Here is a 23790-nt window from a genome sequence, read left to right on the forward strand (position 1 = left end):
AAAAATATGTTTATTTTACATCTACTGCTTCGTGAATAGGTGTACCTATATTTCCATTAGGTGCTTCTATTTTTAAGATCTCTGCAATAGTTGGTGCTATATCAGTCATATGAGTCTCGCGGATAGTCTTACCTGGCTTAACTCCCCATCCCATAAATACAGCTGGTATATGAGCATCATAAGATCCCCAAGTTCCATGAGTTGTTCCTTTAGCATCTTTTCTTCCACTATACCATTGTGGTTCTAAGATATACTGAATCACTCCACTTCTCTTGATATTATATCCATTAACTATACGCTCACGTATCTTAGCGGGAATAGCTGCTGTAGCTGCTTTATCCATATCAGTTACAAAAGCAATACCTTCTAACTTCTTCATCTCTTTAACGATAAACTCACGGATATCATCTTCTTCTAAGTCTTTTTCTTGTACCAAAGTATTGTTTAGGTGAACTTGGTAGTTCGTTAAGCTCTTGATGATTTCTTTCTCACCGAACTTTTTCTCTAACTTTTCGTTCAATACTTTCTTCGCTTCTGCAGTATTAAAGTAACCTGAGTTACCTTTTTGATCAGCAAAATACTTAGGATTATGAGCAGCTCCATGGTCTGCAGTTAAAAAGAAAGTATAGTTACCTTTTCCAACTTTCTTATCTAAATAAGTTAAGAACTCTGCTAAATCAGCATCAAGTCTTAAATATGTATCTTCTATTTCGATTGAATTAATAGCGAATTGGTGTCCTACATAATCCGTAGAAGATAAACTTACTGCTAAGAAATCTGTAACACCAGCCGAATTAGCTCCTAATGATTCACTATCAATCGCAACTTTTGCAAAGTCTAGAGTTAATGAATTACCAAATGGTGTTGCTTTAATTAAATCATACCCATTGTCTTTCTTTAATTTAACTAAATCACGAGGGAATACAGGCTTTGCTTCACCTTTATATGTTTCTTCATACTCATTGTCATCAGCAGTACTTAATACGTACGTATCTATAGGATACATAGTATTCCATCCTTTCTTAAAGTATTTGTCAGCTAACTTCTCTTTATTAAATGACTTCACCCATTTAGGTAAATCATTCATATAAAAAGTACTTGTTATCCAGTCACCTGATGCTCCATCTAACCAATAAGCAGCATTAGCGAAATGACCTGCAGGCAGTATACCTCCTCTATCTTTTATAGCGATACCTACTACTTTAGATTGAAAATTAGTAGCTAGTTTTAACTGATCTGTCACAGTAGATACTAATAAATTCTTAGGAGATTGTTTTCCTACTTTACCTACTCCTCCTACCGCTTCTACACTATCATCTTGAGTACAGTACATACTTTCCCCTGTTGCCTGAATGATAAAATCATTACCCGCTATTCCATGTACAGCAGGTACACTTCCTGTATAAATAGTACTGTGTCCTATAGCTGTATAAGTTGGGATATAATCTATAAGCGTGTTTTCACTTGAAAAACCTTCGTTTAATAAGCGTTTAAATCCATTATCTGAATAGCGATCGTAGTATTTATAAAGGTAATCCCATCTCATCTGGTCTACCACTACTCCTACTACTAACTTTGGTTTTGGTAATGTTTCACCTGCTAAGGCAGAAAGTGAAAACATACAGCCTACTGCTGCAAATAAGGTTGTTTTAAATTTCATTTATCTAAGATTAGTTTTGTTTAATAAGGTCTCTGTCTACAAAACTATTAAACTATGAGACTTCACAAACATTTAATAGACAAAAAACTTCAATATTAACATTTAAAGTTATTTCTCTCAAAAGTAAACTTACTTCTTAATTCCAAGATTAAGAGAGTGTTATTATTTTAATTAATAATTCAAACACACAATACAGGTATCTTTACAAAATACTATTAATAGTATTAAAACCAAGCATTATCCCGTACCTTTACATAACATACTAAAATAAACAACATGACAAAACCATTTAAAGTTGTTGCTTTTGATGCGGATGATACCCTATGGGTGAATGAACCTTTCTTTAATGAAGCTGAGAAAGCATTCTGTATCTTAATGGAAGATTACCTAACACATCAAAGCATCTCACAGATACTATTCAAAACACAAATAGACAACCTACCTCTATACGGATATGGAATAAAAGGCTTTACCCTATCCATGGTAGAAGCGGCTAATATCATCTCAAAGGGGACTGTAAGTCCAAAAGTAATCAGTAGAGTCATTGCTATAGGAAAGGATTTATTAACCAAGCCTGTGGAACTATTAGATGACGTAGAGCAAGTATTAAAAGAACTTCAAGGAAAATATAAACTAGTAGTCGCAACCAAAGGGGACTTAAAAGACCAACACCGCAAACTACACAAGTCTAGTTTAGGGGCATACTTCCATCATATAGAAGTCATGACGGATAAAGAAGAAATAGACTATCAGAAGTTACTAGGACGTTTAGATATCAAACCTGAAGAGTTTATTATGATTGGCAATTCTCTAAGATCTGATGTACTCCCTGTATTAGAACTAGGTGGTCACGCAGTACACGTCCCTTTCCATACTACATGGTTACATGAGCATGTCGATCACGAAATAGTACATCCCAACTTTACTTCTATTAAAAAATTATCAGAGATTAAAGAGATTCTACTATAAATAAAAAGAGGCTAGTTGATGACCAACTAGCCTCTCACTTACACTTATAAACAATGTATTCTTTGATTAGAATCTATATCCTACAAATACATTAAAACTCTGATTATATATCTTCAGATCCTTCACACCAGGATTCTCTTCTAACCCAAATGTATTCGAGTTGTCGAAAATACTAGCAAATCCTCTACTGTAGTTAGCTCCTACTAAGAACCCACAGTTAAACTGGTACTCAGCCCCCACTACGATACCGTAGTCCATCTTCTGTAGATATTGTCCATCTTCTTGATCATCTTCTATACTACCGAAAATACCGTGATCCTTATATGTATTTCCCTCTTCATCTACTGCTGTAATAGAAGAATATAATAACATATTCACATAAGGACCAGCATATACCTGTAGCCCTCCTACTTTAAATACAGCACTGATTGGATTAAGACGTAGACTGTGCATTTGCAATTTAGCATCTAGTGTTACTCCATCCTCAGTCTCTCTATCAAAGCGACCACCATACTGTTGATAAAACAACTCGTGTTTCAGCCCAAAATATTTTCCTAAGCTATTATCCACACTCACTCCCACGAAGAAGTTATTGCGGTTACTCACTTTACCATCTATAGCTAAATACTCTAGATCATCTCCTTTAAGCGTAGACTGTATCCAACCTCCTTTTACACTAAAAGTAGTATTCCCTTTTAAATCGTGATTTACATCTTGTGCTATCGCTGTACCTGATACTGCTAACACAGAGCATACACTTAGTAATAAGTTTTTCATACCTCTCATTCTTAAAAATCAATATCCCAAATACCCACTGCGTTCTCTAACTCCACTAAAGCAGATGCATAACCAAATAGCGTCTCTGCATAAGCCTGCTGTGTTTCGTTATAAGTACGTTGTGCATCCAACACTTCTAATAGACTACTCGCCCCTCTTTGATAGCTATACTTGATTCCTTCGTAAACCTGTTTAGCCTCTTCTAACATACCATTTTCAAACCTATTGATCTGCTTTTGTTTCGTTAGATAGTTACGATATGCTTGAGTGATCTCTTTCTCTAACTCTAGCTCTATAAAGTCATATTCTAGATGAGCTTGACGTTCCTCGTATAATGCAGTTTTTAATCCTGATTCTTTTCTATTAGAGAACTTCAACGGAATAGAAAAACCTGCTTTCACCACCGTATTACCAGGTGTAGGAGCAATTGCATTCTTTACAAAAGAGTTGTTCTCTACCCCGAAGTTAAGACCTAAATCTATTGCGCGTTCTGCTTTAGCTAAAGAGACTTGCTTACTCGCTACCACCTTATTCTGTCTAGCGACAAGGAAGTCTGCTCTATTGTTCTGAGCAGTCACAATCAAGTCATCTAAAGAGAACAGTCTATCAAACTTATTGAAGTCTCCCTGAGGTAAATAGATTGTATCGTTTCTTTGTTTACTGATTACGTTTCTAATCTCTATCAAGCTATTCTCCCAAGCATCATCTGCATCTTGTAACTCATTATACATCCCTTTAGCTTCTAAATTACTTTGGATAGCATCTACTTTACTGATCTGTCCTAATGTATAACGAATACTATCAGATTTAGCCACTTGCTTCATAGACTCATAAGAATCGCGTTGTATATCGAACAACATCTTATTCTGCAATGCTTCTAAATATAAGATAGTAGACTCTGCACGTAAAGTCTGGAAGAACTCTTGCAACTCTAATTCTGCTAATGTCTTCTGATCTGCAGCTAAATTCTTTCTTGCCTTGCGCTTACCACCTAATTCTAAATCCCATGACAACTCAGCCTCAAAACCATATCCCATCTGCATACGCTTCTGTTGATTATCAAACCAACCAAAGCTCAGTTCAGGATCTGGGAACATCTTAGCTGCTTGTACCTCAGCTTCTGCAATATCGATATTATACTTTGCTGCAGCATATCCTAAGTTGTTCATTGACATCTTATGAAGATACTCCTTATATGTCAATGCTGTCTTATCACTTACATTCTCTGTATGAAGTTGTGCTATCACAACTTCATTACAGAACAATGCTAATAATCCTACTAGTATATATTTTCTAATAACATTCATACCTAATCCTAATTTTCGTCTGTTTCACTTTTTACGAAGTCGCTATCACTACCCCATTTGCTCTCCACCATATAATACAAGGCAGGTAATACAAACAGTGTAAGAACAGTAGCGAATAATAGACCATAAACGATCACAGTTGCTAGAGGTCTCTGTACATCCGAACCGATACCTGTAGCTAACGAAGCAGGGAATAACCCCAATACCGCCACTGTAGCCGTCATTAATACAGGTCTGAAACGCTCTTCTGCACCTGTTAGTACTGCTTCTTTTAATGCTATACCTCTTCTGCGGAGATCATTGATATGGGAGATCATAATCACCCCATTCTGTATCGCAACCCCAAACAACGCAATAAATCCTACTGCTGAAGATACATTCAATGACATCCCTCTAATATTTAAGGCTAACATCCCTCCAAATAAAGCTAACGGCACAACGATCATTAATAATCCAGCTTGTCTAAACTGTCCAAAAGCTCCGTATAGCAATACAAACATTAAACACAAGGTCAAAGGAACAATTACTGCCAGACGGCTATACGCTCTATTCTGATTCTCGAACTGTCCACCCCATTCGATGTGGAACTTCTCATGATCATACGTGATATTGCTTTCTATCTTTTGTTGCGCTTCTTTTAATAGTGACGCTAAGTCTCTATTACGCACGTTTAGTTTTACAGTTAAGTGACGTCTATTCATCTCACGAGTGATCGTACTCTCTCCTGTACTCGTCTTAACATCTGCTACCTGAGAAAGCGGAATCTTAGCACCTGTACTAGACGTCAACATTAAGTTAGCGATCTTCTCTGGTGTATTTCTACTCTCTTCAGTATATCTAGCACTGATGTCATATACTTTATTTCCGATGAATATCTGTGATATAGCCTTACCACCTATAGCTACCTCGATAAGTTCTGCAACATCAGATACGTTTAATCCATATTGAGCTATCTTATCTCTATTCGCGTGAATCTGTAGCTGTGGTAATGGTGGCTCTTGATCTATCGCTAAATCTACCGCTCCATCTACCGTACGCAGCGTACCTAATACCTCATTCGCTATACGTCTAGTCTCGTGAAAATCTTCTCCATATACCTTCACTACTAATTCACTATGTGCTCCAGATATCTTATCCATTACCCCATCGATCATCGGCTGAGCGAACCCAACTGTAAATCCAGGTAAAGACTCATACTCTGCTGCTAATTCTTCGATTAAGTCATCTTTAGTCTTACCACGAGGCCATTCTTTATAAGGCTTGATACCTATAGAACACTCGAAATGAGAAGGAGTAAATGGATCTGTTCCATCATCATTACGACCTGACTGTACCATGATATACGTTACCTCATCATACTTCATAGTTCTAGCACGTAGTGTATCACTCATCTCTTTTGATTTCTCTAATGAAATACCTGGAGGTAAGGTTACTTGAAGCCAGATAGAACCTTCATCTAGTGGGGGTAAGAAGTCCTTACCTACCTTCATCGTAAGCCCTACCGTGATTGCTAATACCACTAATAGCGGTACGAATACTTGCTTTGGCTTATTGACAATCTTGATAATTCTATTGTGATATACATTCGTTAATTTCTCTAACCACTTATTGTGGTAGATCTTTCTTGGTTTTCTATACACCGCATACGCAAGACCTGGTATCAAAATCAAGGCTACTAATAACGCACCTATCAAGGCATATCCTACTGTAAACGCCATCGGTGTAAACAACTTCTTCTCTACACGTTCAAAAGCGAATAGTGGTAAGTATGCTGTGATAATAATGATTGTTGCGAAGAAGATAGGCTTAGCCACCTCTTTGGTACGCTGTGCTATAGACTTCTCTTTTAGTTCCTCATCAGGATTATCCTCCCTCTTCTTCAGTATGGACTCCATCATCACGATGGCACCATCCACTATAATACCGAAGTCTATTGCTCCTAACGAAAGTAAGTTAGCAGGTATATCTGTGAAGTGCATCATGATAAATGCAAACAACAGAGATACAGGGATCGTAATCGCTACTAATAGCGCTCCTCTCCAACTTCCTAAGAATACAATCAACACAATCACTACTAAGCTAATTCCTTCGATTAGCGTAGTAGACACAGTATGTAATGTCGTATCTACTAAATCTGTACGATCTAAGAAAGTGTGTATTCTAACACCTTCTGGCAATAAACCATTGTTCAGTTCATCTACATATTGGTGTATCTTATCTAATACTACAGATGGGTTTTCGTGCTTTAACAACAGTACAATACCCTCAATACTATCAGAATAATCCCTTTCTCTATCTGTAAAACCAAGAATACCTTTGCGTTCTACATTTCCATATTTTAAGCGACCTAAATCGTTTAAGAATACAGGTATACCATCTTCTGCCTTAACAACAATTTTACCTAAATCCTCTAAATCTTTAATCAACCCGATACCTCTCACTACATACCCAAGGTCTCCTCTTGTTAGAACACTTCCTCCTGCATTAACGTTATTCTCTTCTATCGTCTCTGTCACATCGCTTAGCGATAGACCATATTGTTCTAATTTATGTGGATCTAGTTCGATTTGAAACTGAGTAGTGATTCCACCGAAGTTAGTTACCTCAGCTACACCAGGCACTTGATTAAGCTTAGGGATAATCACGAAGTTTTGTAAATCCGTTAATTCTCTAAGACTATACCCATCTCCCTCTATGATATATCTATATACCTCACCGATAGGCGATGTTAGCGGATCTAACTCAGGAGTCGCATCATAAGGCAACTCTACATCGTTTAATCGCTCTTGGATTCGTTGACGAGCGAAGTAGTCATCTACTCCATCAGCGAATACTATCGTGATCATAGACAGTCCGAATGTACTGTTACTACGCATCACGTGCATTCCAGGCATACCATTAAGAGCACGCTCTATCGGAATGGTAATCTGTAATTCTATCTCTTCTGCTGCCAGCCCTGGCACTTGTGTTACTACCTGAGAAGTAGTATCTGCTATATCTGGATAAGCTTCTATTGATAATTGTTTCCAAGAATAATATCCAAATATACACAGCAAAGCAAACAACGCTGCTACAAGCCATCTTTTGTGAATAGCTGTATCTATTATACCTTTCTTCATTGTATTATTGTTTATTATTAAATAGCTTGTGGCAAGTAGATTCCTCCTTCACTTACTACCTCATCTTGTTTATCTAATCCTGATAGAATAACAGTCTTATCTCCAGACACTCCTCCGATCACGATGCTCTTCTTAGCATACTTATTCTCTCCTACCTTCACGAATACGAATGAGTTATCCTCTCCTTGTAATACTGCTCTAGAAGGCACTAAGATTACTGGTTCTGGTTGATCGATAAAACGAACACTCACATACATACCAGGTTTTAGAATTCTCTTCTCATTATCCACTTCTATCAGTACATCTATACTTCTAGTCTCCTCATCCACGATCTCGTTGATATGATAGATAGTACCCGATAGTGGAGCATCAGGATATGCTGCAAGTTCCACTTGTACTTTGTTTAGTTTAGCTAAGTGATTGATATCTTTTTCTTTCACTTTACCTACTATCCATATTTTACCTAGTGAAGCGATCTTCACTACTGGGTCAGCCTCATCGTTAATGAACTGTCCTATCACTAGGTTGTTCTCTAAGACCTCTCCTGCTATAGGAGAACGCACTATCAATGCCTGTCCTAGTACTAGTGAGCTAGCATCTACACTATATATCTTTAATGCTGCACGAGCGTTATCATAAGCCGCCTTAGCGATAGAGTATTCTGTCTCTGCCTCTTCGAACTCCTGTCTTACCCCAACACCGTTGTTCAGTAAATCTTCTTGTCTTTTAAGGTTTAGAGCTGCTTGTTTAAACTCTTGTTTTGAATCGAAGTAATCCTTTTGAGCCTCAAAGTAGTCAGGTGAAGACACTTCAAATAAAGGAGTATTCTCACTCACTTTTTGCCCAAGTTTGATAAATGATTTAACTATTCTCCCTGAGAAAGGAGAAGCTATTTCTGCATAATGGTTGGGAATAGCTTTCACTACCCCAGCAGTAACTAGATCGAAAGTAAAGTCCTCTTCTGATACCTTACTTGTTTTTATTCTGTCTTTTAGATTTGAAGTTTCAGTTAGAGTGATGATCTTATTTTCTACTGTAAACTGAGCACTATCTGCTGCCTGCTCTTTCTTTTCAGAACAATAGCTCAATAATATGCTAACTCCTAAAATACCTGCTAGTTTTAATGTTTTAGCCATTATGTTTATTTTTAATTAATACCTTATTTATTATTTCACTAAGTTTTTATCTTAAAAACACTTTAAAGTTACTTCATAATACGGAGATTCCATATTAAATAACGAAGCATTTTATGAATTTTTATTATCCTTCTGCTGACAGATCGCATCGAGAGCGTAATTTTTGCATTATTTTTTATATAATTTATGTTAAGTATAATCTACAATAACCGTGCTACTTTAAGTTAAAAAAATGAGCTGCTATACTAAAGTAAATCAATAGCCCTGAGATGTCTACAATCGTAGTGATAGCTGGGCTAGCTGCTACTGCAGGGTCTCCATTAAACCTGCGAACCAACATCGGTAACAAAGCTCCTATTATCGTAGAGGTAATCACCTGTAGCGACAGGGCTAACGCGATCACTCCTCCTATGGACGCTAGTGTATAACCTGTCGGAATCTCTGTCCCCCAGTTTAGAAACACTACGATACCAAAAGCGACTAAACCAAGAAAACAAGATAACATCAACGCTATCCTTAGCTCTTTCCACAATACCTTTAGCCATGACTTTACTGTAATCTGCCCTAATGCCAGTGATCTGATCACTACTGTCGCAGATTGACTTCCTGCATTACCTCCTGTAGAGGCAATCATCGGCATGTATAAGGCTAGAATCATCAGTTGCATTAATGTCGCTTCATAACTGTAGATGATCATCCCAGCACCTATCCCAATCACTGCTAGTGTCACAAGCCAAAACACTCTCTTCTTAAAATGGTTGAATATACTCGTCTGATTATAATCAGACTCCTCATTCGTACCGATGATTCCCATGAAGCGTTCCATATCTTCTGTATGTTCTGCTTGTATCACATCTAGCGCCTCATCATGTGTCACTATTCCTACTAGCTGTTTCTTATCGTTTAGTATCGGCAAGGCTACTAGCTGATACTTATCTATTTTCTTTGCTACCGACTCACTACTATCACTTAAAAAACCAAATACAAACTCTGTATGTAATTCGTCCTTAACTAATACATCAGGCTCAGCTATGATTAAATCTTTTAAAGTAATAAAACCTACTAAAGTCTTATCCTCATTCACTACATATACATAGTATATCGTCTTTTTAGAAGGAGAGTCTTTGCGCACTTGTTGTATCGCTTCGAAGCACGTCATATCTTTAGACACTGTAGCGAAATCTGTAATCATAATACCACCTGCTGTATGCGCAGGATACGAACTAAGTGCTAACACATTCTCACGTATATTCTTCGTCAGATAAGGCAGTAAGTCTACCTGCTCCTGCTGTGTCATCAGCTGAAACAGATCTGCTCTAGCATCTGATGGCATCTCTTCGAATATCCTAGCGAATAGCTTCTTACTCACTCTCTGAAAGAATCCTAACTGCTTCACCAATGGAAATTCTGCAAAAATCTCCCCTTGCTCTGCTATTGTAAACTCATTAAACACAAGAACCAAATCATCATTAGCCACTCTGCTCAGTAGCTCGCTGATGTCGATAATAGGCATCTTCTTGATCACAGGCAGCATCATCGTTATCTTCTCCATACTGTTCATATCAGTTGCTATCTTCTGTAGATTTTTTAAATCTCTGTTATGCATTCTCATAATACCTCAGTTTTTAATAGATTAATACGCTGTCAATTCCCATGTCACTTCTGATACTCCATATTCTAAAGAAACTTTACTAGTAATCTGTTCTAGAATATCATCTTTCTTACCGATGCATAGTATCTCAAACTTCAGATACGAAAAAGCAGGATTGCCATTATCTGTACTTTTTAACGAACGCAACTGAAGGTCTTTCTGAGCGCGCAGATTCTCTAAGACCATTACTCTGATGTGATTCTCTACTTGTTCTTTACATCCTACGATAATCTCGTAATGAACCTCAGCTGAGTCTGTCTCACTCTCAAAAGAGAGTTTATTAATCATATTACCAATAGGTCTAAGCGAAATATGTGCTAATAAAATCAATACTGTCATCGCTATCGCTTCTATCCATAAGCCTACTGCACACATAGACCCTACTGAAGCCGAACACCAGATCGTTGCAGCAGTATTTAGTCCACGGATACTGAATCCGTCTTTCATAATCACTCCAGCTCCTAAGAATCCGATACCACTCACTACATAAGAGGCTACTCTACCCACAGCCATATCACCGATGGTATATGCCATCAACACAAAGCCTGCTGCACCGATACTCACTAACGTATTGGTTCTTAGACCTGCACTTTTTTGTCTCACTTGTCTCTCTGCCCCGATAAGAGCTCCTAAAATAAAAGCAAGAGCTAATCTTCCTATAAATACTGTAATTAACATGATAACTATTTTTTTTGCTCTTTCTGAGCTACATTGTTATCATGCATATTCAGAAAGAAGGTTTAACATTCCCGTTTGACTAATGTGGATTCTGTTTCCATCTCTTATTTTTTTTGACTTGGCAAAAGTAGGTATTACCCTTCCTAGAGGCTATTAGAAAGCTTTTAGAAAAAAATTAGAATCCTATTAGAATACCCACATATAGTGTCCCAAAAACAATAAAATCATCACTCCCTTTGATACTCTCGCTTTGACCAGTCCTAAATTGACTGATCGCATAGTGGTCGCATAGTGATGGGATAGTGGTCGCATAATTTTAGCCTATTTTAATGCAATCACTATGGTATCACTAGCCAACCACATGCCGATCGCCCCTACCCAAAAAGAGCAGAAAAAATATTTATCAAGAATAGAATACCTTCTAATTACTAATAAAAATGGAAAACAACACCACAAAAAAAAGCACCCCTACAAGGAGTGCTTTCTACTATTATTTGGTTATACTATAAGGTTATAGTAAACTCTGTACCCTTATTTATCTCTGAAGTGACTGTAATAGTACCTTTATGTAAGTCAATAACTTTCTTGGTCAAGGAGAGTCCGATACCATTTCCGTCTAAGTGCTTTCCGTTCTCACCTCTAAAGAATGGCTTAAAGATCCCATCTAGATCCTCTGCACTCATCCCTAACCCTTCATCTGCTATCTTGATCACTACTGCATTATTCAGATTAGAAATACCCACCTTACCGTGATGATTATCAGAGTACTTACACGCATTCTCTAGTAAGTTAATAATAGCTACTTCGAGTAAGTAAGGGTTTGCTCGTACCGTCACTAACTCTTCGCTGTCTATCTCTTCATCTATCATAAAGCTGAAGGTATATCCAGCATTTCCCCTCTGTATCTTCTGGCAGGCATCTAGTATTACTTCATCTATTCTAGTAGGCTTGAATACAATCTCGGTAGGATCATAACTCGCCTTCGCAAAGTCTAGTAAACTATTTGATAATCGCACCAATTTCTTAGCATCTGATAAGGCGTTCTCTATCGTTCTGATATAGCTAGCGGTGTCTTGTTCTTTAGACAGTGATAATTCTAACTCTGCTATCACTGCTGCTAGTGGAGTGCGTAGCTCATGTGAGATATTCGACACGAACTGCTTCTGCGAATCAAAAGACTGTTCTAGTCGGTCTAGCATCGTATTAAATGTATTCCCTAATCGACTCAGCTCGTCCTGATTAGCCTTAGTACTCACACGCAAATCTAGATTAGTAGCAGTGATATTATTAATCTCTTCGTTCATTAGCTTCAATGGACGTAGGACACGCTCTGCAAAGAAACTTCCCACAAAGAAAATAACAATCAAGGACACAATACTCAACACTAGTATCGTCAGAAAAAGATTGTGCAACTTCGTATATCCGTACTGATCTAGAGCGATGGCAGTGATTACATAGTCCTTACCTCCACTGTTATACACTATACCGATCACCTGCCAGTCATCTTGGAATAGGTGTACACGCCCTTGTGAAGCGATCTGATCGATCATCTCTTTAGTCTCCTTGACACTATCGATCTCTTCTGCATCGTGATATAATAGATTAAAGTCAAAATCATATACAGCTACCTGCACCTCATTGATGACTTCATTATTATATCTGTATATCTTATGTAGTGTAGATGACTTTACCTCTGTCTCTAGATATAGCTTAGCCTTAGTGATAGCTTCCTTCTCTAACTCTTCAAAGAACTCCACTTCCCTATTCTTAGACGAAGACCAATACACTACTACAGCAAATACTAATAATATAGATGCCACTAGTAAGGTAAACAATAAGGTAAGTCTAGTCTTAATTCTCATTACTCTTTAGTATAAATCCCATACCAGATTTGGTATGAATCACTTTCTTAGAAGGGTCTATTTCTATCTTTTTGCGCAGATAGTTGATGTATACATCGATAAAATTAGTACCTGTATCGAAGTGTGTATCCCATACTTTCTCAGAAATCTCTGTTCTAGATAGTACACGTTCAGGATTCTCCATCATATATTGCAGTAGGTTAAACTCTTTAGGAGTCAGATGTATCTCTTGTCCGTTTCTCTTAAATACCTTTTCGTTTAGGTCTAATTCTAAATCTGCATATTTTAAAAGATGAGCGTCAGTAGACTGTATATGTTCGAAGCGCTTAAGCAATGCACGTATACGTACATAAAGTTCTCTTAGCTCAAATGGTTTGACTAAATAGTCATCTGCCCCTGCATCGAATCCCTCTACCTTATCATCTGTAGTACCTAGTGCTGTCAGCATAATGATAGGGATATGAGGTAAGGTAGCCTTAATGTCCTTACACAGATCTATACCATTTATTTTAGGTAAGATTACGTCTGTTATGATTAGAGCATACGGTTTCTGAAAGGCAAGTTTTTTCCCTAAGTATCCGTCATAAGCTACATCTACTTCAAAGTTTTGTTCCTCTAGACTGCGCTGAAGTAATTCTGCTACGCGAATATCATCTTCGATAACTAATATTTTATCCACTGTATTACTACTTAAATTATCCTGTAGCAAGGTAAGGCTTTTTTAAAAAATGAGATGTAAGACTTTAATTATAAAGTTAAATAACACTGTACTAAATAGTTATTCAATTCCTTTCTAAGAGCTATCTACAAAGGATTAATACCAAAAAAAGTCGCTCAAAATTCTTGTGAATATTGAGCGACAACAGAAATAATAAAACTTTACTTACTGCCTAGAAAAACTAATTCTGAAACAGCAATTTCGGTAACATAGCGCTGATTACCATCTTTATCTTCAAAGCTACGATTAACTAACTTACCTTCGACAGCAATTTCTTTTCCTTTATTAACAAACTTTTCAACAATGTCAGCTAGCTTCCCCCAGACAGTAATATTATGCCAATTACAAGATTCTACTCGTTCTCCTGCATCGTTATAATACACATCATTTATCGCAAGTGAGAAGGTAGCACGCTTTTTATTTGATTCATACATTTTCACTTCTGGATCTTGTCCAACCCTGCCAATTAATTGCACTTTGTTTTTTATTGAACTCATAACTGTTTTTTTTAATAGTTAATATTTTATTACATATAGCTTTATTCAATAAAAACAATATCAAAAATAGCCCCATTTTTTAACACTTATTTGAATATTTAACCAAACTTCTCATTTACTTTGTTTTCTTTTATTCGTAAATTGCAAACAAAAAAATTCATTATGGAAACTACTATCAATAAAGTAGAATTAAGAAATTTATTAATTGACGATTATTTAGAGCTTAAAAAATCAATGCTCGAATCATACCAAGGGCTAGAAGATTCGTACTGGAACAAAGATGAAATCGAACAATTATTAGAAGTCTTTCCAGAAGGACAGCTTGTCGTTTTAGTAGATGGTGTTGTAGTAGGGTCAGCTTTGTCACTTATTATAGATGAAAAACAGGCAATGTCTGCACATACCTATGAGCAGATTACAGGATATTCTACTTTTAGCACACATAATCCGGAAGGAAATGTACTATACGGTATAGACGTATTCATCCATCCTAAGTATAGAGGACTTAGATTAGGAAGAAGGTTATATGATGCACGTAAAGAAATGTGTGAACAATTAAACCTAAAATCTATCGTATTCGCAGGGCGTATCCCTAAATACTCTAAATATGCAGATGAGCTAACGCCTAAGCAATATCTAGAAAAAGTAAAAACAAAAGAAATACACGATCCAGTGATGTCATTCCAAATGGCTAACGACTTCCACATGGTACGCCTAATGCGCAATTACCTAGAGGGAGACACGAGCTCTAAGGAATATGCAGTGCTTCTAGAGTGGAATAATATCTACTATGAGAAAGATGTACAGCTGATCAATGCTAAAAAAAGTGTGATCAGACTAGGTCTGATACAGTGGCAAATGAGACCGCTAAACGATCTACAAGAGTTCTTCGATCAGGCAGAATTCTTTATCAATGCAGTATCTGACTATGAGAGTGACTTCGCTATGTTCCCAGAGTTGTTCACAGCACCACTTATGGCTGACTATAACCACTTATCTGAGGCAGATGCAATACGTGAATTAGCGAGATATACTGACTCTATACGCAAAAAGTTTCAGGAGTTTGCTATCTCGTATAATATCAATATCATCACAGGAAGTATGCCGTACCTAGTAGATGGTATCTTATATAACGTTGGATTCTTATGTAAGCGAGATGGTACATATGAGATGTATTCTAAGATTCATATCACTCCTAACGAAGTACACTACTGGGGTATGAGAGGAGGATCTAAGATACAGACCTTCGATACAGACTGTGGTAAGATCGGTATCATGATATGTTATGATGTGGAGTTCCCAGAATTGTCTAGATTACTAGCAGATCAAGGGATGGATATCTTATTCGTTCCATTCCTTACAGATACGCAGAATGGATATACTCGTGTGAGAAACTGTGCTGCTGCTAGAGCGATCGAGAATGAGTGTTATGTAGCGATAGCTGGATGTGTGGGTAACCTACCGAAGGTGAATAATATGGATATTCAGTTCGCTCAGGCAGCTGTACTTACTCCATCTGACTTTGCCTTCCCTACAAATGGAGTAAAAGCAGAAGCAACACCTAATACAGAAATGACACTTATCGTAGATGTGGATGTAGACTTACTAAAAGAACTACACGAACACGGTAGTGTACGTATCAAAAAAGATAGACGTACGGATCTATATCAAACCAGAGCTCTGAAATAATACAATCCAATATATACTAACTAAGGGATGATCTGAATGGTCATCCCTTTTTTATTGTACAAAAAACTAATAATCAAACCACTAAAAAAGTATAAATACTAACTAAAAAATCATCTTTTAGATAAATAATCAGAACAATATATTTATTTTTATCTCGATTATGACAGAGAATATAGGGTGTCTAAATGAAGAAGACATCATACTAAAACTAACTGTGGCAAGAATATTGTAATCCCAATAAAAAAAGACTTATATGAATCAGTACATTAAAGCCTTCTTACTGCTAACCCCACTAATCTTCTCATCATGTATCAAGGATGAGGAACTAGATACGAATGCAGACATTCTAGAGGCATATATTCCTTCTGAGTATCTAAAGACAGATCCTATTATCACGAATACGTCTGTAGAGTTTAGAGTAAAAGCAAATGTTGATTTAGAAAAACAAACGCCATTCTTTATCATCTCGCCTAATGCTACTATGGATCCACCTAATGGCACAACAAGGGATTTCAGAAATAGTCAGGAAGTCATCATAACTGCACAAGATCAAAGTTGGAAAAAGAAGTATATCGTTAGTTTCACGAGTGACGAGCTAAGTACATTATACACCTTTAACAATGCAGAGCTTACAAATAAAAACAGGTATTATAGATTCTACGAAATAGGCTCTAATGGAGATAAAATACACGACTGGGATAGTGGTAATGAGGGATACTCTACTGTGGCTGGAAACACTCCTCCAGAAGGATACCCTACTACGATAGCACCTGGTAGAAGAGGTGGTCTGTCTGTAAAGATGCAAACGGTCTATACTTCTAAAACGGGTCAAATAGCAGGTAACCCTATAGCTGCAGGTAACTTATTCCTTGGAACCTTTAAGCTCAATCCTCTATTTCCTATTAAGTCTACCAAGTTTGGGCTGCCCTACACAGGTGAGCTACCTACTAGTCTAAGAGGTTCGTTTAAATACACTGCTGGTAAGATTGTGACAGACAGTAACTATAATGAGATACCAGGTGCTAAAGACACTTTTGATATCTATGCAATCTTATTTGAGACACAAAAGAAAAACAACTTCCTAGCAGGTGACCACGCTTTTAAAGACCCTAGAAATGTAGCTATCGCTAGAATAGAAGCTAAAGATAGAATAGAGACGAACTTGTGGACAGAGTTTAATGTTCCGTTTGTGCTAGTACCTGGTAAAACCTATGATCCACAAAAAGATTATATACTTGCTATAGTGATGACATCTAGTATAGATGGAGCGGACTTTAAGGGCGCAGTAGGCAGTACACTGCTAGTAGACGAGATAGAGTTAGTTTATGAAAAAGATAATAAGGAATAAGATGGGATTACTACAGAGATATAGTATTTGTTTAATCCTATTGATAGGAATAAACACAGTGTCTTTCGCTCAAACAAAAGACACAACAGGATTTAAAACTTTCTTTAAAGAAAATATAGAATATCAACTAAGAGGACAATTCAGCATAGGAGGAAGTACTCCACTCGGTATGCCTGCTGAGATACGAGAGATCAATAGTTATAACCCTACATTGCAATTAGGACTAGAACTAAATGTAACTAAATGGCTGAGTAACGACCATAAATGGGGAATCCGTACAGGACTGCGCATGGAAGGTAGAGGTATGAAAACAGATGCACGTGTAAAGAACTACTATACTCAGATAGATGGTGGTGATGGAAAACAAACCAAAGGGTACTTCACTGGAAATGTAAAGACGACTATGAAAAACTCTTATATAACCTTCCCCGTATTAGTAGCCTATAATGCATCTGAGAACTGGAATGCCTATGGAGGACTGTATCTATCAGGCTTAATAGACAAGGACTTTACAGGATATGTGTATGATGGAGTATTAAGAGAAGGTACGCCTATCGGTACACCTGTAGAATTTGAAGGAGATGCTAAAGGAGACTATGACTTCTCGGAGAACCTCAACAGATTTCAATATGGAGTACAAGTAGGAGGTGAATACAAACTAAATACCCATTTCCGCATATTCTCAGATCTAAACTGGGGGTTGAATGGTGTATTTAAAAAAGACTTTGATGCTATATCCTTTAAAATGTATAATATTTACTTAAATCTCGGTTTTGGGTATACGTTCTAACGTTAAAAAAACATTAAACTATGAAGGTCAATCGTATAGATTGGCCTTTATTATTTAAAAACCATTTGAAACATTCTCATAGTGTTTTTCATTTTATCAATGAATAGGCAAACTTTAAGAGTACAAAAAAGCGAATCACTTACAATAATATCAAAACAAGAAGTTGTCCTCATATCTTTAACGTATTTAAAGGAAACGGCTATTGGAATGATAATCCTTATCTTTGTACGTTCGTTTATTACTTGATAGTTACTTAAATATTAAGTAATCATTAAATAACGAACAGCAAAATTATATAACAAAATAATACAATACTTATGAGAATAAACTACTTATTATTCGCCCTATTGACAACCATAGGGATCACATTCTCGTCTTGTATAAAAGATGAGGCGATTGGTAGAGAGACAGATATTCTAAAAGCAACTATAGAAGATGCAGAGGAATATCTATCTATGAATCCAACTATCACAAACAACAAAGTGTTCTTCCTTCTACATTCAGATATTAAGAAAAAAACATTTGCACCAACTTTTAAACTAACTGAAGGAGCAACAATAGAACCTGCAAATGGAACTACTCAAGACTTCTCTAGTGGTGCTGTAAAATACACTATTACATCCAGTGATGGCCTTTTTAAGAAAGTTTATAATGTTAGTTTTATTAACAATACTTTTATCAGTGAATATAGCTTTGAAAATGTAAAGACTGAAATCACAGATGGGCCAGAAGGAATCTATCATGAGTTCTATGAAAAATTACCTACAGGAGAAGAAAAATACGACTGGGCTAGTGGTAACCTAGGTTACAATATGTTAGCAGAAACACTACTAGAAGATGACCAAGAATTATCTCCAGAAGTATACCCAACTTTCTCTATTAATGATGGATACAAAGGTAAAGGAGTAAAAATGGTAACTAGAAGTACTGGACCTCTTGGTAATATGATGAAGACTCCTCTTGCTGCAGGAAACCTATATTTAGGGGTATTTGATTTTACTTTCCCTCCTATAAACTCTACTAAGTTTGGTATCCCTTATGGACAGAAACTTAACATGCCAGTATCTCTAACAGGATATTATAAGTACAAAGCAGGTGAGAATTTTAAAGTTAATAGTACTGATGGATCAAACTATACAAAAGACGGATGGGATGCTTATGCTATTATCTTTGAAAAAGGTTCTGATTCTAGCAAAGAATATTTAGGAGGAAATCATAGTTTCCAAGATCCAAGAATGGTAGCTATGGCAAGATTAAGTGATAAGCAAAGATTAGAAGCAAACGATTGGACTAGCTTTGAAATACCATTTACAGTATTACCAGGTAAAACTTTTGATCCAGAAAACAACTATATGATAACAATCGTATTTTCATCAAGCGTTGAAGGAGATAGATTTAATGGAGCCGTAGGAAGTACACTTTACATTGATGAAGTTAAACTTAACTATGACAAATAATATTAGCACAATACATAATTAAGAGACAATGAAAAAAATATTATATACGTTAGTATTATCATTAGGAGTACTGACTGCTGGTTCTGCTCAAAATCAAGAAGAATCAAAAGTATCAGACAAAAATTCTTTTGAAAAATTCTTTACAGAAAATATGGATTACCAAGTAAGAGCACACTTTAGTATAGGTGGTTCTTCTCCTCTAGGTCTTCCAAAAGAAATAAGAAAAATCAATAGTTATAACCCAGGTCTACAGTTAGGATTAGAAGCTAATGCTACGAAATGGTTAACTGATGACAAACAATGGGGAGTTCGTTTAGGTCTACGCTTTGAAGGAAAAGGGATGACAACCAAAGCCAATGTAAAAGAATATCTAACTGAGATTATACAAGACAACTCTAAAGTAAGAGGTTACTTCACAGGAGATGTAAAAACGAAGGTAAGAAATACTTATCTAACAGTTCCTGTAAATGTGGTGTACTCTATCAATGACAACTGGAATATCTATGGAGGTTTATACTTCTCAGCTTTAATTGACAAAACATTTGATGGGTATGTAACTAATGGTTATTTGCGACAAAATACCCCTAATGGACCTAAACTTACATTTGAAGATGACAGTAGTGCTCCGTATGACTTCTCTGATGAAGTACGTAAATTCCAATGGGGTACTCAAGTAGGTGCTGAGTGGAAGATGAATAAACACTTCTTTTTACTAGGAGAACTATCTTATGGATTTAATGGAGTATTAAATAGTGATTTTGACGCTATATCATTCTCTATGCACAATATATACTTAAACTTAGGATTTGGATACCAATTCTAATTGAAGTGTCTTAAAACGCAAATAAAAAGGCTTGTAGAGTTTTCTACAAGCCTTTTCTTATTTCAATAGAATAGATTATTCTGATTATTTTACTAATACTTCTTTAGCTACTTTATCTGTACCATCTATTTCTTCTGTAATCTCTAATCCAAGTATTTTAGCGATAACAGGATATACATCAATGTTCTCAAATGTTCCTATCGTCTTTGATTGGAACTGTGGTCCTTTAGCTAAGAATATAGCGTGCATTTCTTTCACAACAATAGGATCAAAACCGTGACTACCTGCTAATTTTCTGTTAGTAAAATAGTATGGAGCTTCTGCTGTCACCACGATATCTCCTATTCTACCAAAACGATCATGCTCTTTGCTAAAATGAAACTCTTTAGGTAGATCTTCAGCCTTATACACTTTCATGTGTTTAGGGTTACTCGCTTTTTTAATCTTCTTATAGTACTTGTCTATCTGAGTTTTATCATTGATAAAAGCGCTTATATAAGTACCATTACTCACTAGTTTCATCTCATCTCCTTTTAACTTTAAAGGAAAGCTCAATAACGTTTCTTGGTCAAGTGCTAGCATTCCGTGATCAGAGACAATCACATAGTTCACAGGTAAGTTTAGCTTATCTACTGCTGTTACAAGTTTCTCTATAGATTGGTCAGCATAATGTGCTGCTTCTTTTGTCTCTTCTGCATCTGGTCCGAATCCATGACCTGCATGATCTACTTCTGGTAAATAGAAGGTAATGAAGTGAGGTCTTTTCTCTTCTGGTAATGTCAACCAATTCACTACTTCATTAATACGTCCATCCATGTCAAACTTCTCAGAGTAAGCATAGTAATATGATGGTAAAGTCCCTTTAATAGGAGCTTCTGAACCTGGCCAATAGTAACAAGCACTCAACATTCCTTGTTGTTCTGCTAATACCCATAATGGTGTACCTCCATACCAAGCTGGATCGTGTACTGCTTTAGCATTTCTAAGTGAGTATCTCTCTTCTATCTTTGGGTCATACATATTGTTCCCAACTAAACCATGGTGTGAAGGATAAAGTCCTGTTGCTATTGTATAATGATTAGGGAAAGTAACTGATGGATAAGATGGTTGCATAGACTCTGCTCTCACACCTTCTTTTCCAAACTTCTCTAAAAACTTAGTTCCAAACTTCTCGATATAATCGTAACGGAAACCATCGATAGAGATTAAGATAACATAAGGCTTATCAACTTGTTTACTATCGTTTACTCGATTTTCTACTACGATTTGTTTTTGTACTTCTTGAGCAGAAACAGTGCTAGACATTGTCAAACACAACCCGAAAGTTAATAGGGGGAATAGTATTTTCTTCATGTTGTTTTGTTTTTCTCGACCAAATATCCGTAGATAAATTTATCCTTACAAAGTAAATTCCTATTTTTATAACTATTTTAAAAATTACACCACTTAATATGAAACATATAAGCATACTCGGCAGTGGATGGTTAGGTACACCATTAGCCGAAAATTTAATAGAAAAAGGCTATCACGTCAAGGGCTCGACGACAACTCTAGCTAAAATGAATATCTTAGAGGAACATCAGATCAAGCCTTATCATATCAATCTATATGAAGATAATGTTCAATTTTTAGATTCATTCATTGGCAATGCTGAACTTCTTATCATTACTATCCCTCCTATTAGAGATGAGCCTCAACCAACGTATGCTGAGAACTTTAAAAAACTACTTCCTTATATTCGTAAACACAATATCAAGCATGTCATCATGATGAGTTCTGTGTCTGTATATGCACCACAAAGGGAAGAGATTACAGAAGACAATCAGCTATTCTCAAATGAACCTACAGCAGTACAAATTAGAGAAGCTGAAGATGTTCTATTAAATGAAGAAGGTATAAACACTTGTATCCTACGCCTAGGAGGCTTATTCAGTGAAGAAAGAAAACCTATAGACTATATCATTAGGAGAAATATATTAGAGAACCCTGAGTTACCTATCAATATGATTCACCTTAATGATATCATCACGTTATCTACTGCTATTATAGAAAAGGGATTCACAGGTAAGCACATCTACAATATCGTATCTCCTAAATATAAAAACAGACTAGATTATTACACACAAGAGGCGACTAAACACAGTCTGACTTTACCTCCACTAGGAGAGAATAATAGCGATTTTTACAAAAAAATTAGTGGAAGTAAGATAGCTATAACCACTGATTTATCATATAAATTTTAGGTAAAAAAAGAATAATTATTCAAAGATATATCCTAGATATTTCAAGTTAATCAATAGAATTGTATCATAAACTCTATTGATGTAAAAATAATTTATCATCGTTTTTTTTAGTACCTTGTATGCTACAAGAAAGTCTTCTATTATGAAAAAGATATTATTCCCGACAGATTATTCAGAGACTGCAAACAATGCTTTTAAGTACGCATTGCAGTTAGCTAACTATAGAGAAGCCGAGCTCTATGTATTACATGTTTATGATCCGCCTATCATATCAGGAGGGATTAGTCCACATCTAGTAGAAAACGTCATTAAGAAAAATGACTTCGAGAAACTAGAGCAATTACATGCTAATAGTCCTGCTCTTATAGACATGAGAGCTGAACTAAAATTAGAAAACGTGCCTGTATTCTTTAAAGTAAAAGAAGGATTGCTTATTCCTGAAATACTGAATGCTATTGAAGAGAATCATATTGATTTTCTAGTAATGGGTACTGATGGTGCTAATGCTAGTTTTCACAAGAAGTTATTAGGCTCTAATACGATAAATACGATTACTAAAGTAGATATCCCTGTACTAAGCGTACCTAAAGAAGCTCGTTTTAGAGATCTAAACAATATCATCTTTACTTCACGCTTTGAAGAGGAAGAAGAAGCTACATTGGATGATATTATTCAAGGTGTCAAAACTAATAAAGCGCATTTAAAAATAGTACATGTTAAATCAAAAGGATGTATCTCATGTGAAGAAGTTTATAATAAATGGAAAGAGAAGTATAAAGATGCTCCTGTAAGTTTCCATATCTTCAATGCAGAAAATATAGAAAAGACACTACTTGACTTTATAGAACACGAACCTGTAGATATGGTAGCAACAATCAAAAGAAATAAAACTTTTATAGAGAATATCTTATCTAAGAGCGTTACACAGCACTTAGCTAAACGCTTAAAAGTTCCTTTCTTTGTTTATAAGTCTAAGAAATAGATAGCTTAATCGAGTAGGAGGCTGAAGATTATTTCTTCAGCCGACCTCTCACACCACCTGGCATACGGATCCGTACCAAGGCGG

The 23790-nt window shown here is 36.2% G+C and carries 19 protein-coding genes; 8 read left to right on the plus strand and 11 right to left on the minus strand.

What is annotated here, in order from left to right:
- Positions 1-10 precede the first annotated feature (10 nt).
- Positions 11-1660: an alkaline phosphatase PafA gene (gene pafA, locus HX049_RS06300; protein ID WP_286414881.1), complete on the minus strand. Its 1650-nt coding sequence runs from the start codon at positions 1658-1660 to the stop codon at positions 11-13.
- Between the two features lie 276 nt (positions 1661-1936).
- On the opposite strand from pafA, the gene HX049_RS06305 reads away from it, so the two are divergent.
- Positions 1937-2629 (plus strand): HAD family hydrolase, encoded by a 693-nt coding sequence (locus tag HX049_RS06305; protein WP_131540441.1) that lies wholly within the window; start codon positions 1937-1939, stop codon positions 2627-2629.
- A 66-nt stretch (positions 2630-2695) separates the two neighbouring features.
- Here HX049_RS06305 and HX049_RS06310 read toward each other — a convergent pair whose 3' ends face one another.
- From HX049_RS06310 to HX049_RS06350, 9 genes are all read right to left on the minus strand, one after another.
- Positions 2696-3406 (minus strand): outer membrane beta-barrel protein, encoded by a 711-nt coding sequence (locus HX049_RS06310; RefSeq protein ID WP_006262525.1) that lies wholly within the window; start codon positions 3404-3406, stop codon positions 2696-2698.
- Between the two features lie 11 nt (positions 3407-3417).
- Positions 3418-4713 (minus strand): TolC family protein, encoded by a 1296-nt coding sequence (locus HX049_RS06315; RefSeq protein ID WP_286414885.1) that lies wholly within the window; start codon positions 4711-4713, stop codon positions 3418-3420.
- An 8-nt stretch (positions 4714-4721) separates the two neighbouring features.
- Positions 4722-7832, minus strand: coding sequence for an efflux RND transporter permease subunit (locus tag HX049_RS06320; protein ID WP_286414887.1), 3111 nt, complete (start codon positions 7830-7832; stop codon positions 4722-4724).
- 17 nt (positions 7833-7849) lie between these two features.
- Complete coding sequence (locus tag HX049_RS06325; protein WP_286414890.1) at positions 7850-8968, minus strand: efflux RND transporter periplasmic adaptor subunit; 1119 nt, start codon at positions 8966-8968, stop codon at positions 7850-7852.
- Between the two features lie 214 nt (positions 8969-9182).
- Positions 9183-10580 (minus strand): magnesium transporter, encoded by a 1398-nt coding sequence (gene mgtE / locus HX049_RS06330; protein WP_006262522.1) that lies wholly within the window; start codon positions 10578-10580, stop codon positions 9183-9185.
- 21 nt (positions 10581-10601) lie between these two features.
- The gene (locus HX049_RS06335) at positions 10602-11297 is read right to left on the minus strand and encodes an MgtC/SapB family protein (protein ID WP_286414891.1); all 696 of its coding nucleotides are present in this window, start codon (positions 11295-11297) and stop codon (positions 10602-10604) included.
- Between the two features lie 503 nt (positions 11298-11800).
- The gene (locus HX049_RS06340) at positions 11801-13159 is read right to left on the minus strand and encodes a HAMP domain-containing sensor histidine kinase (RefSeq protein WP_286414893.1); all 1359 of its coding nucleotides are present in this window, start codon (positions 13157-13159) and stop codon (positions 11801-11803) included.
- Positions 13149-13868 carry a response regulator transcription factor gene (locus HX049_RS06345; RefSeq protein ID WP_131540437.1) on the minus strand — a complete coding sequence of 240 codons (720 nt, stop codon included), beginning with the start codon at positions 13866-13868 and terminating at the stop codon, positions 13149-13151. Before HX049_RS06345 ends, HX049_RS06340 begins: the two co-directional genes overlap by 11 nt.
- Before the next feature lie 170 nt (positions 13869-14038).
- Positions 14039-14374 (minus strand): single-stranded DNA-binding protein, encoded by a 336-nt coding sequence (locus tag HX049_RS06350; RefSeq protein WP_006262518.1) that lies wholly within the window; start codon positions 14372-14374, stop codon positions 14039-14041.
- 162 nt (positions 14375-14536) lie between these two features.
- Between HX049_RS06350 and HX049_RS06355 the strand changes: the two genes are divergently transcribed.
- The 5 genes from HX049_RS06355 (at position 14537) to HX049_RS06375 (ending at position 20481) form a co-directional block, all read left to right on the plus strand.
- Positions 14537-16063: a bifunctional GNAT family N-acetyltransferase/carbon-nitrogen hydrolase family protein gene (locus tag HX049_RS06355; RefSeq protein WP_006257814.1), complete on the plus strand. Its 1527-nt coding sequence runs from the start codon at positions 14537-14539 to the stop codon at positions 16061-16063.
- 253 nt (positions 16064-16316) lie between these two features.
- On the plus strand, positions 16317-17411 hold the full coding sequence (locus HX049_RS06360) for a PCMD domain-containing protein (protein WP_286414895.1): 1095 nt from the start codon (positions 16317-16319) through the stop codon (positions 17409-17411).
- 1 nt (position 17412) lies between these two features.
- Entirely contained in the window at positions 17413-18201 is a 789-nt protein-coding gene (locus HX049_RS06365; protein ID WP_286414905.1) for a porin family protein, read from the plus strand.
- Positions 18202-18518: 317 nt separating this feature from the next.
- A complete protein-coding gene (locus HX049_RS06370) occupies positions 18519-19658 on the plus strand; it encodes a PCMD domain-containing protein (RefSeq protein ID WP_286414896.1) in 1140 nt (379 codons plus the stop codon).
- A 28-nt stretch (positions 19659-19686) separates the two neighbouring features.
- Positions 19687-20481 carry a porin family protein gene (locus tag HX049_RS06375; protein WP_286414898.1) on the plus strand — a complete coding sequence of 265 codons (795 nt, stop codon included), beginning with the start codon at positions 19687-19689 and terminating at the stop codon, positions 20479-20481.
- Positions 20482-20565: 84 nt separating this feature from the next.
- Here HX049_RS06375 and HX049_RS06380 read toward each other — a convergent pair whose 3' ends face one another.
- Positions 20566-21834, minus strand: a complete 1269-nt coding sequence (locus tag HX049_RS06380) for an ectonucleotide pyrophosphatase/phosphodiesterase (protein ID WP_286414900.1) — start codon at positions 21832-21834, stop codon at positions 20566-20568.
- A 98-nt stretch (positions 21835-21932) separates the two neighbouring features.
- On the opposite strand from HX049_RS06380, the gene HX049_RS06385 reads away from it, so the two are divergent.
- On the plus strand, positions 21933-22724 hold the full coding sequence (locus HX049_RS06385) for an NAD(P)H-binding protein (RefSeq protein ID WP_286414902.1): 792 nt from the start codon (positions 21933-21935) through the stop codon (positions 22722-22724).
- Positions 22725-22866: 142 nt separating this feature from the next.
- Positions 22867-23706 carry a universal stress protein gene (locus HX049_RS06390; RefSeq protein WP_286414903.1) on the plus strand — a complete coding sequence of 280 codons (840 nt, stop codon included), beginning with the start codon at positions 22867-22869 and terminating at the stop codon, positions 23704-23706.
- Positions 23707-23790 lie beyond the last annotated feature (84 nt).

Source organism: Myroides odoratimimus, assembly GCF_030326305.1.
Classification (GTDB): Bacteria; Bacteroidota; Bacteroidia; order Flavobacteriales; family Flavobacteriaceae; genus Flavobacterium; species Flavobacterium odoratimimum_A.

Coding starts and splice junctions, on each gene's coding strand:
- HX049_RS06365 (WP_286414905.1), top strand. CDS start 17,413: ATGGGATTACTACAGAGATATAGTATTTGTTTAATCCTATTGATAGGA.
- mgtE (WP_006262522.1), bottom strand. CDS start 10,580: ATGAGAATGCATAACAGAGATTTAAAAAATCTACAGAAGATAGCAACT.
- HX049_RS06355 (WP_006257814.1), top strand. CDS start 14,537: ATGGAAACTACTATCAATAAAGTAGAATTAAGAAATTTATTAATTGAC.
- HX049_RS06315 (WP_286414885.1), bottom strand. CDS start 4,713: ATGAATGTTATTAGAAAATATATACTAGTAGGATTATTAGCATTGTTC.
- HX049_RS06305 (WP_131540441.1), top strand. CDS start 1,937: ATGACAAAACCATTTAAAGTTGTTGCTTTTGATGCGGATGATACCCTA.
- HX049_RS06325 (WP_286414890.1), bottom strand. CDS start 8,968: ATGGCTAAAACATTAAAACTAGCAGGTATTTTAGGAGTTAGCATATTA.
- HX049_RS06350 (WP_006262518.1), bottom strand. CDS start 14,374: ATGAGTTCAATAAAAAACAAAGTGCAATTAATTGGCAGGGTTGGACAA.
- HX049_RS06335 (WP_286414891.1), bottom strand. CDS start 11,297: ATGTTAATTACAGTATTTATAGGAAGATTAGCTCTTGCTTTTATTTTA.
- HX049_RS06385 (WP_286414902.1), top strand. CDS start 21,933: ATGAAACATATAAGCATACTCGGCAGTGGATGGTTAGGTACACCATTA.
- HX049_RS06370 (WP_286414896.1), top strand. CDS start 18,519: ATGAGAATAAACTACTTATTATTCGCCCTATTGACAACCATAGGGATC.
- HX049_RS06340 (WP_286414893.1), bottom strand. CDS start 13,159: ATGAGAATTAAGACTAGACTTACCTTATTGTTTACCTTACTAGTGGCA.
- pafA (WP_286414881.1), bottom strand. CDS start 1,660: ATGAAATTTAAAACAACCTTATTTGCAGCAGTAGGCTGTATGTTTTCA.
- HX049_RS06320 (WP_286414887.1), bottom strand. CDS start 7,832: ATGAAGAAAGGTATAATAGATACAGCTATTCACAAAAGATGGCTTGTA.
- HX049_RS06360 (WP_286414895.1), top strand. CDS start 16,317: ATGAATCAGTACATTAAAGCCTTCTTACTGCTAACCCCACTAATCTTC.
- HX049_RS06375 (WP_286414898.1), top strand. CDS start 19,687: ATGAAAAAAATATTATATACGTTAGTATTATCATTAGGAGTACTGACT.
- HX049_RS06380 (WP_286414900.1), bottom strand. CDS start 21,834: ATGAAGAAAATACTATTCCCCCTATTAACTTTCGGGTTGTGTTTGACA.
- HX049_RS06310 (WP_006262525.1), bottom strand. CDS start 3,406: ATGAAAAACTTATTACTAAGTGTATGCTCTGTGTTAGCAGTATCAGGT.
- HX049_RS06390 (WP_286414903.1), top strand. CDS start 22,867: ATGAAAAAGATATTATTCCCGACAGATTATTCAGAGACTGCAAACAAT.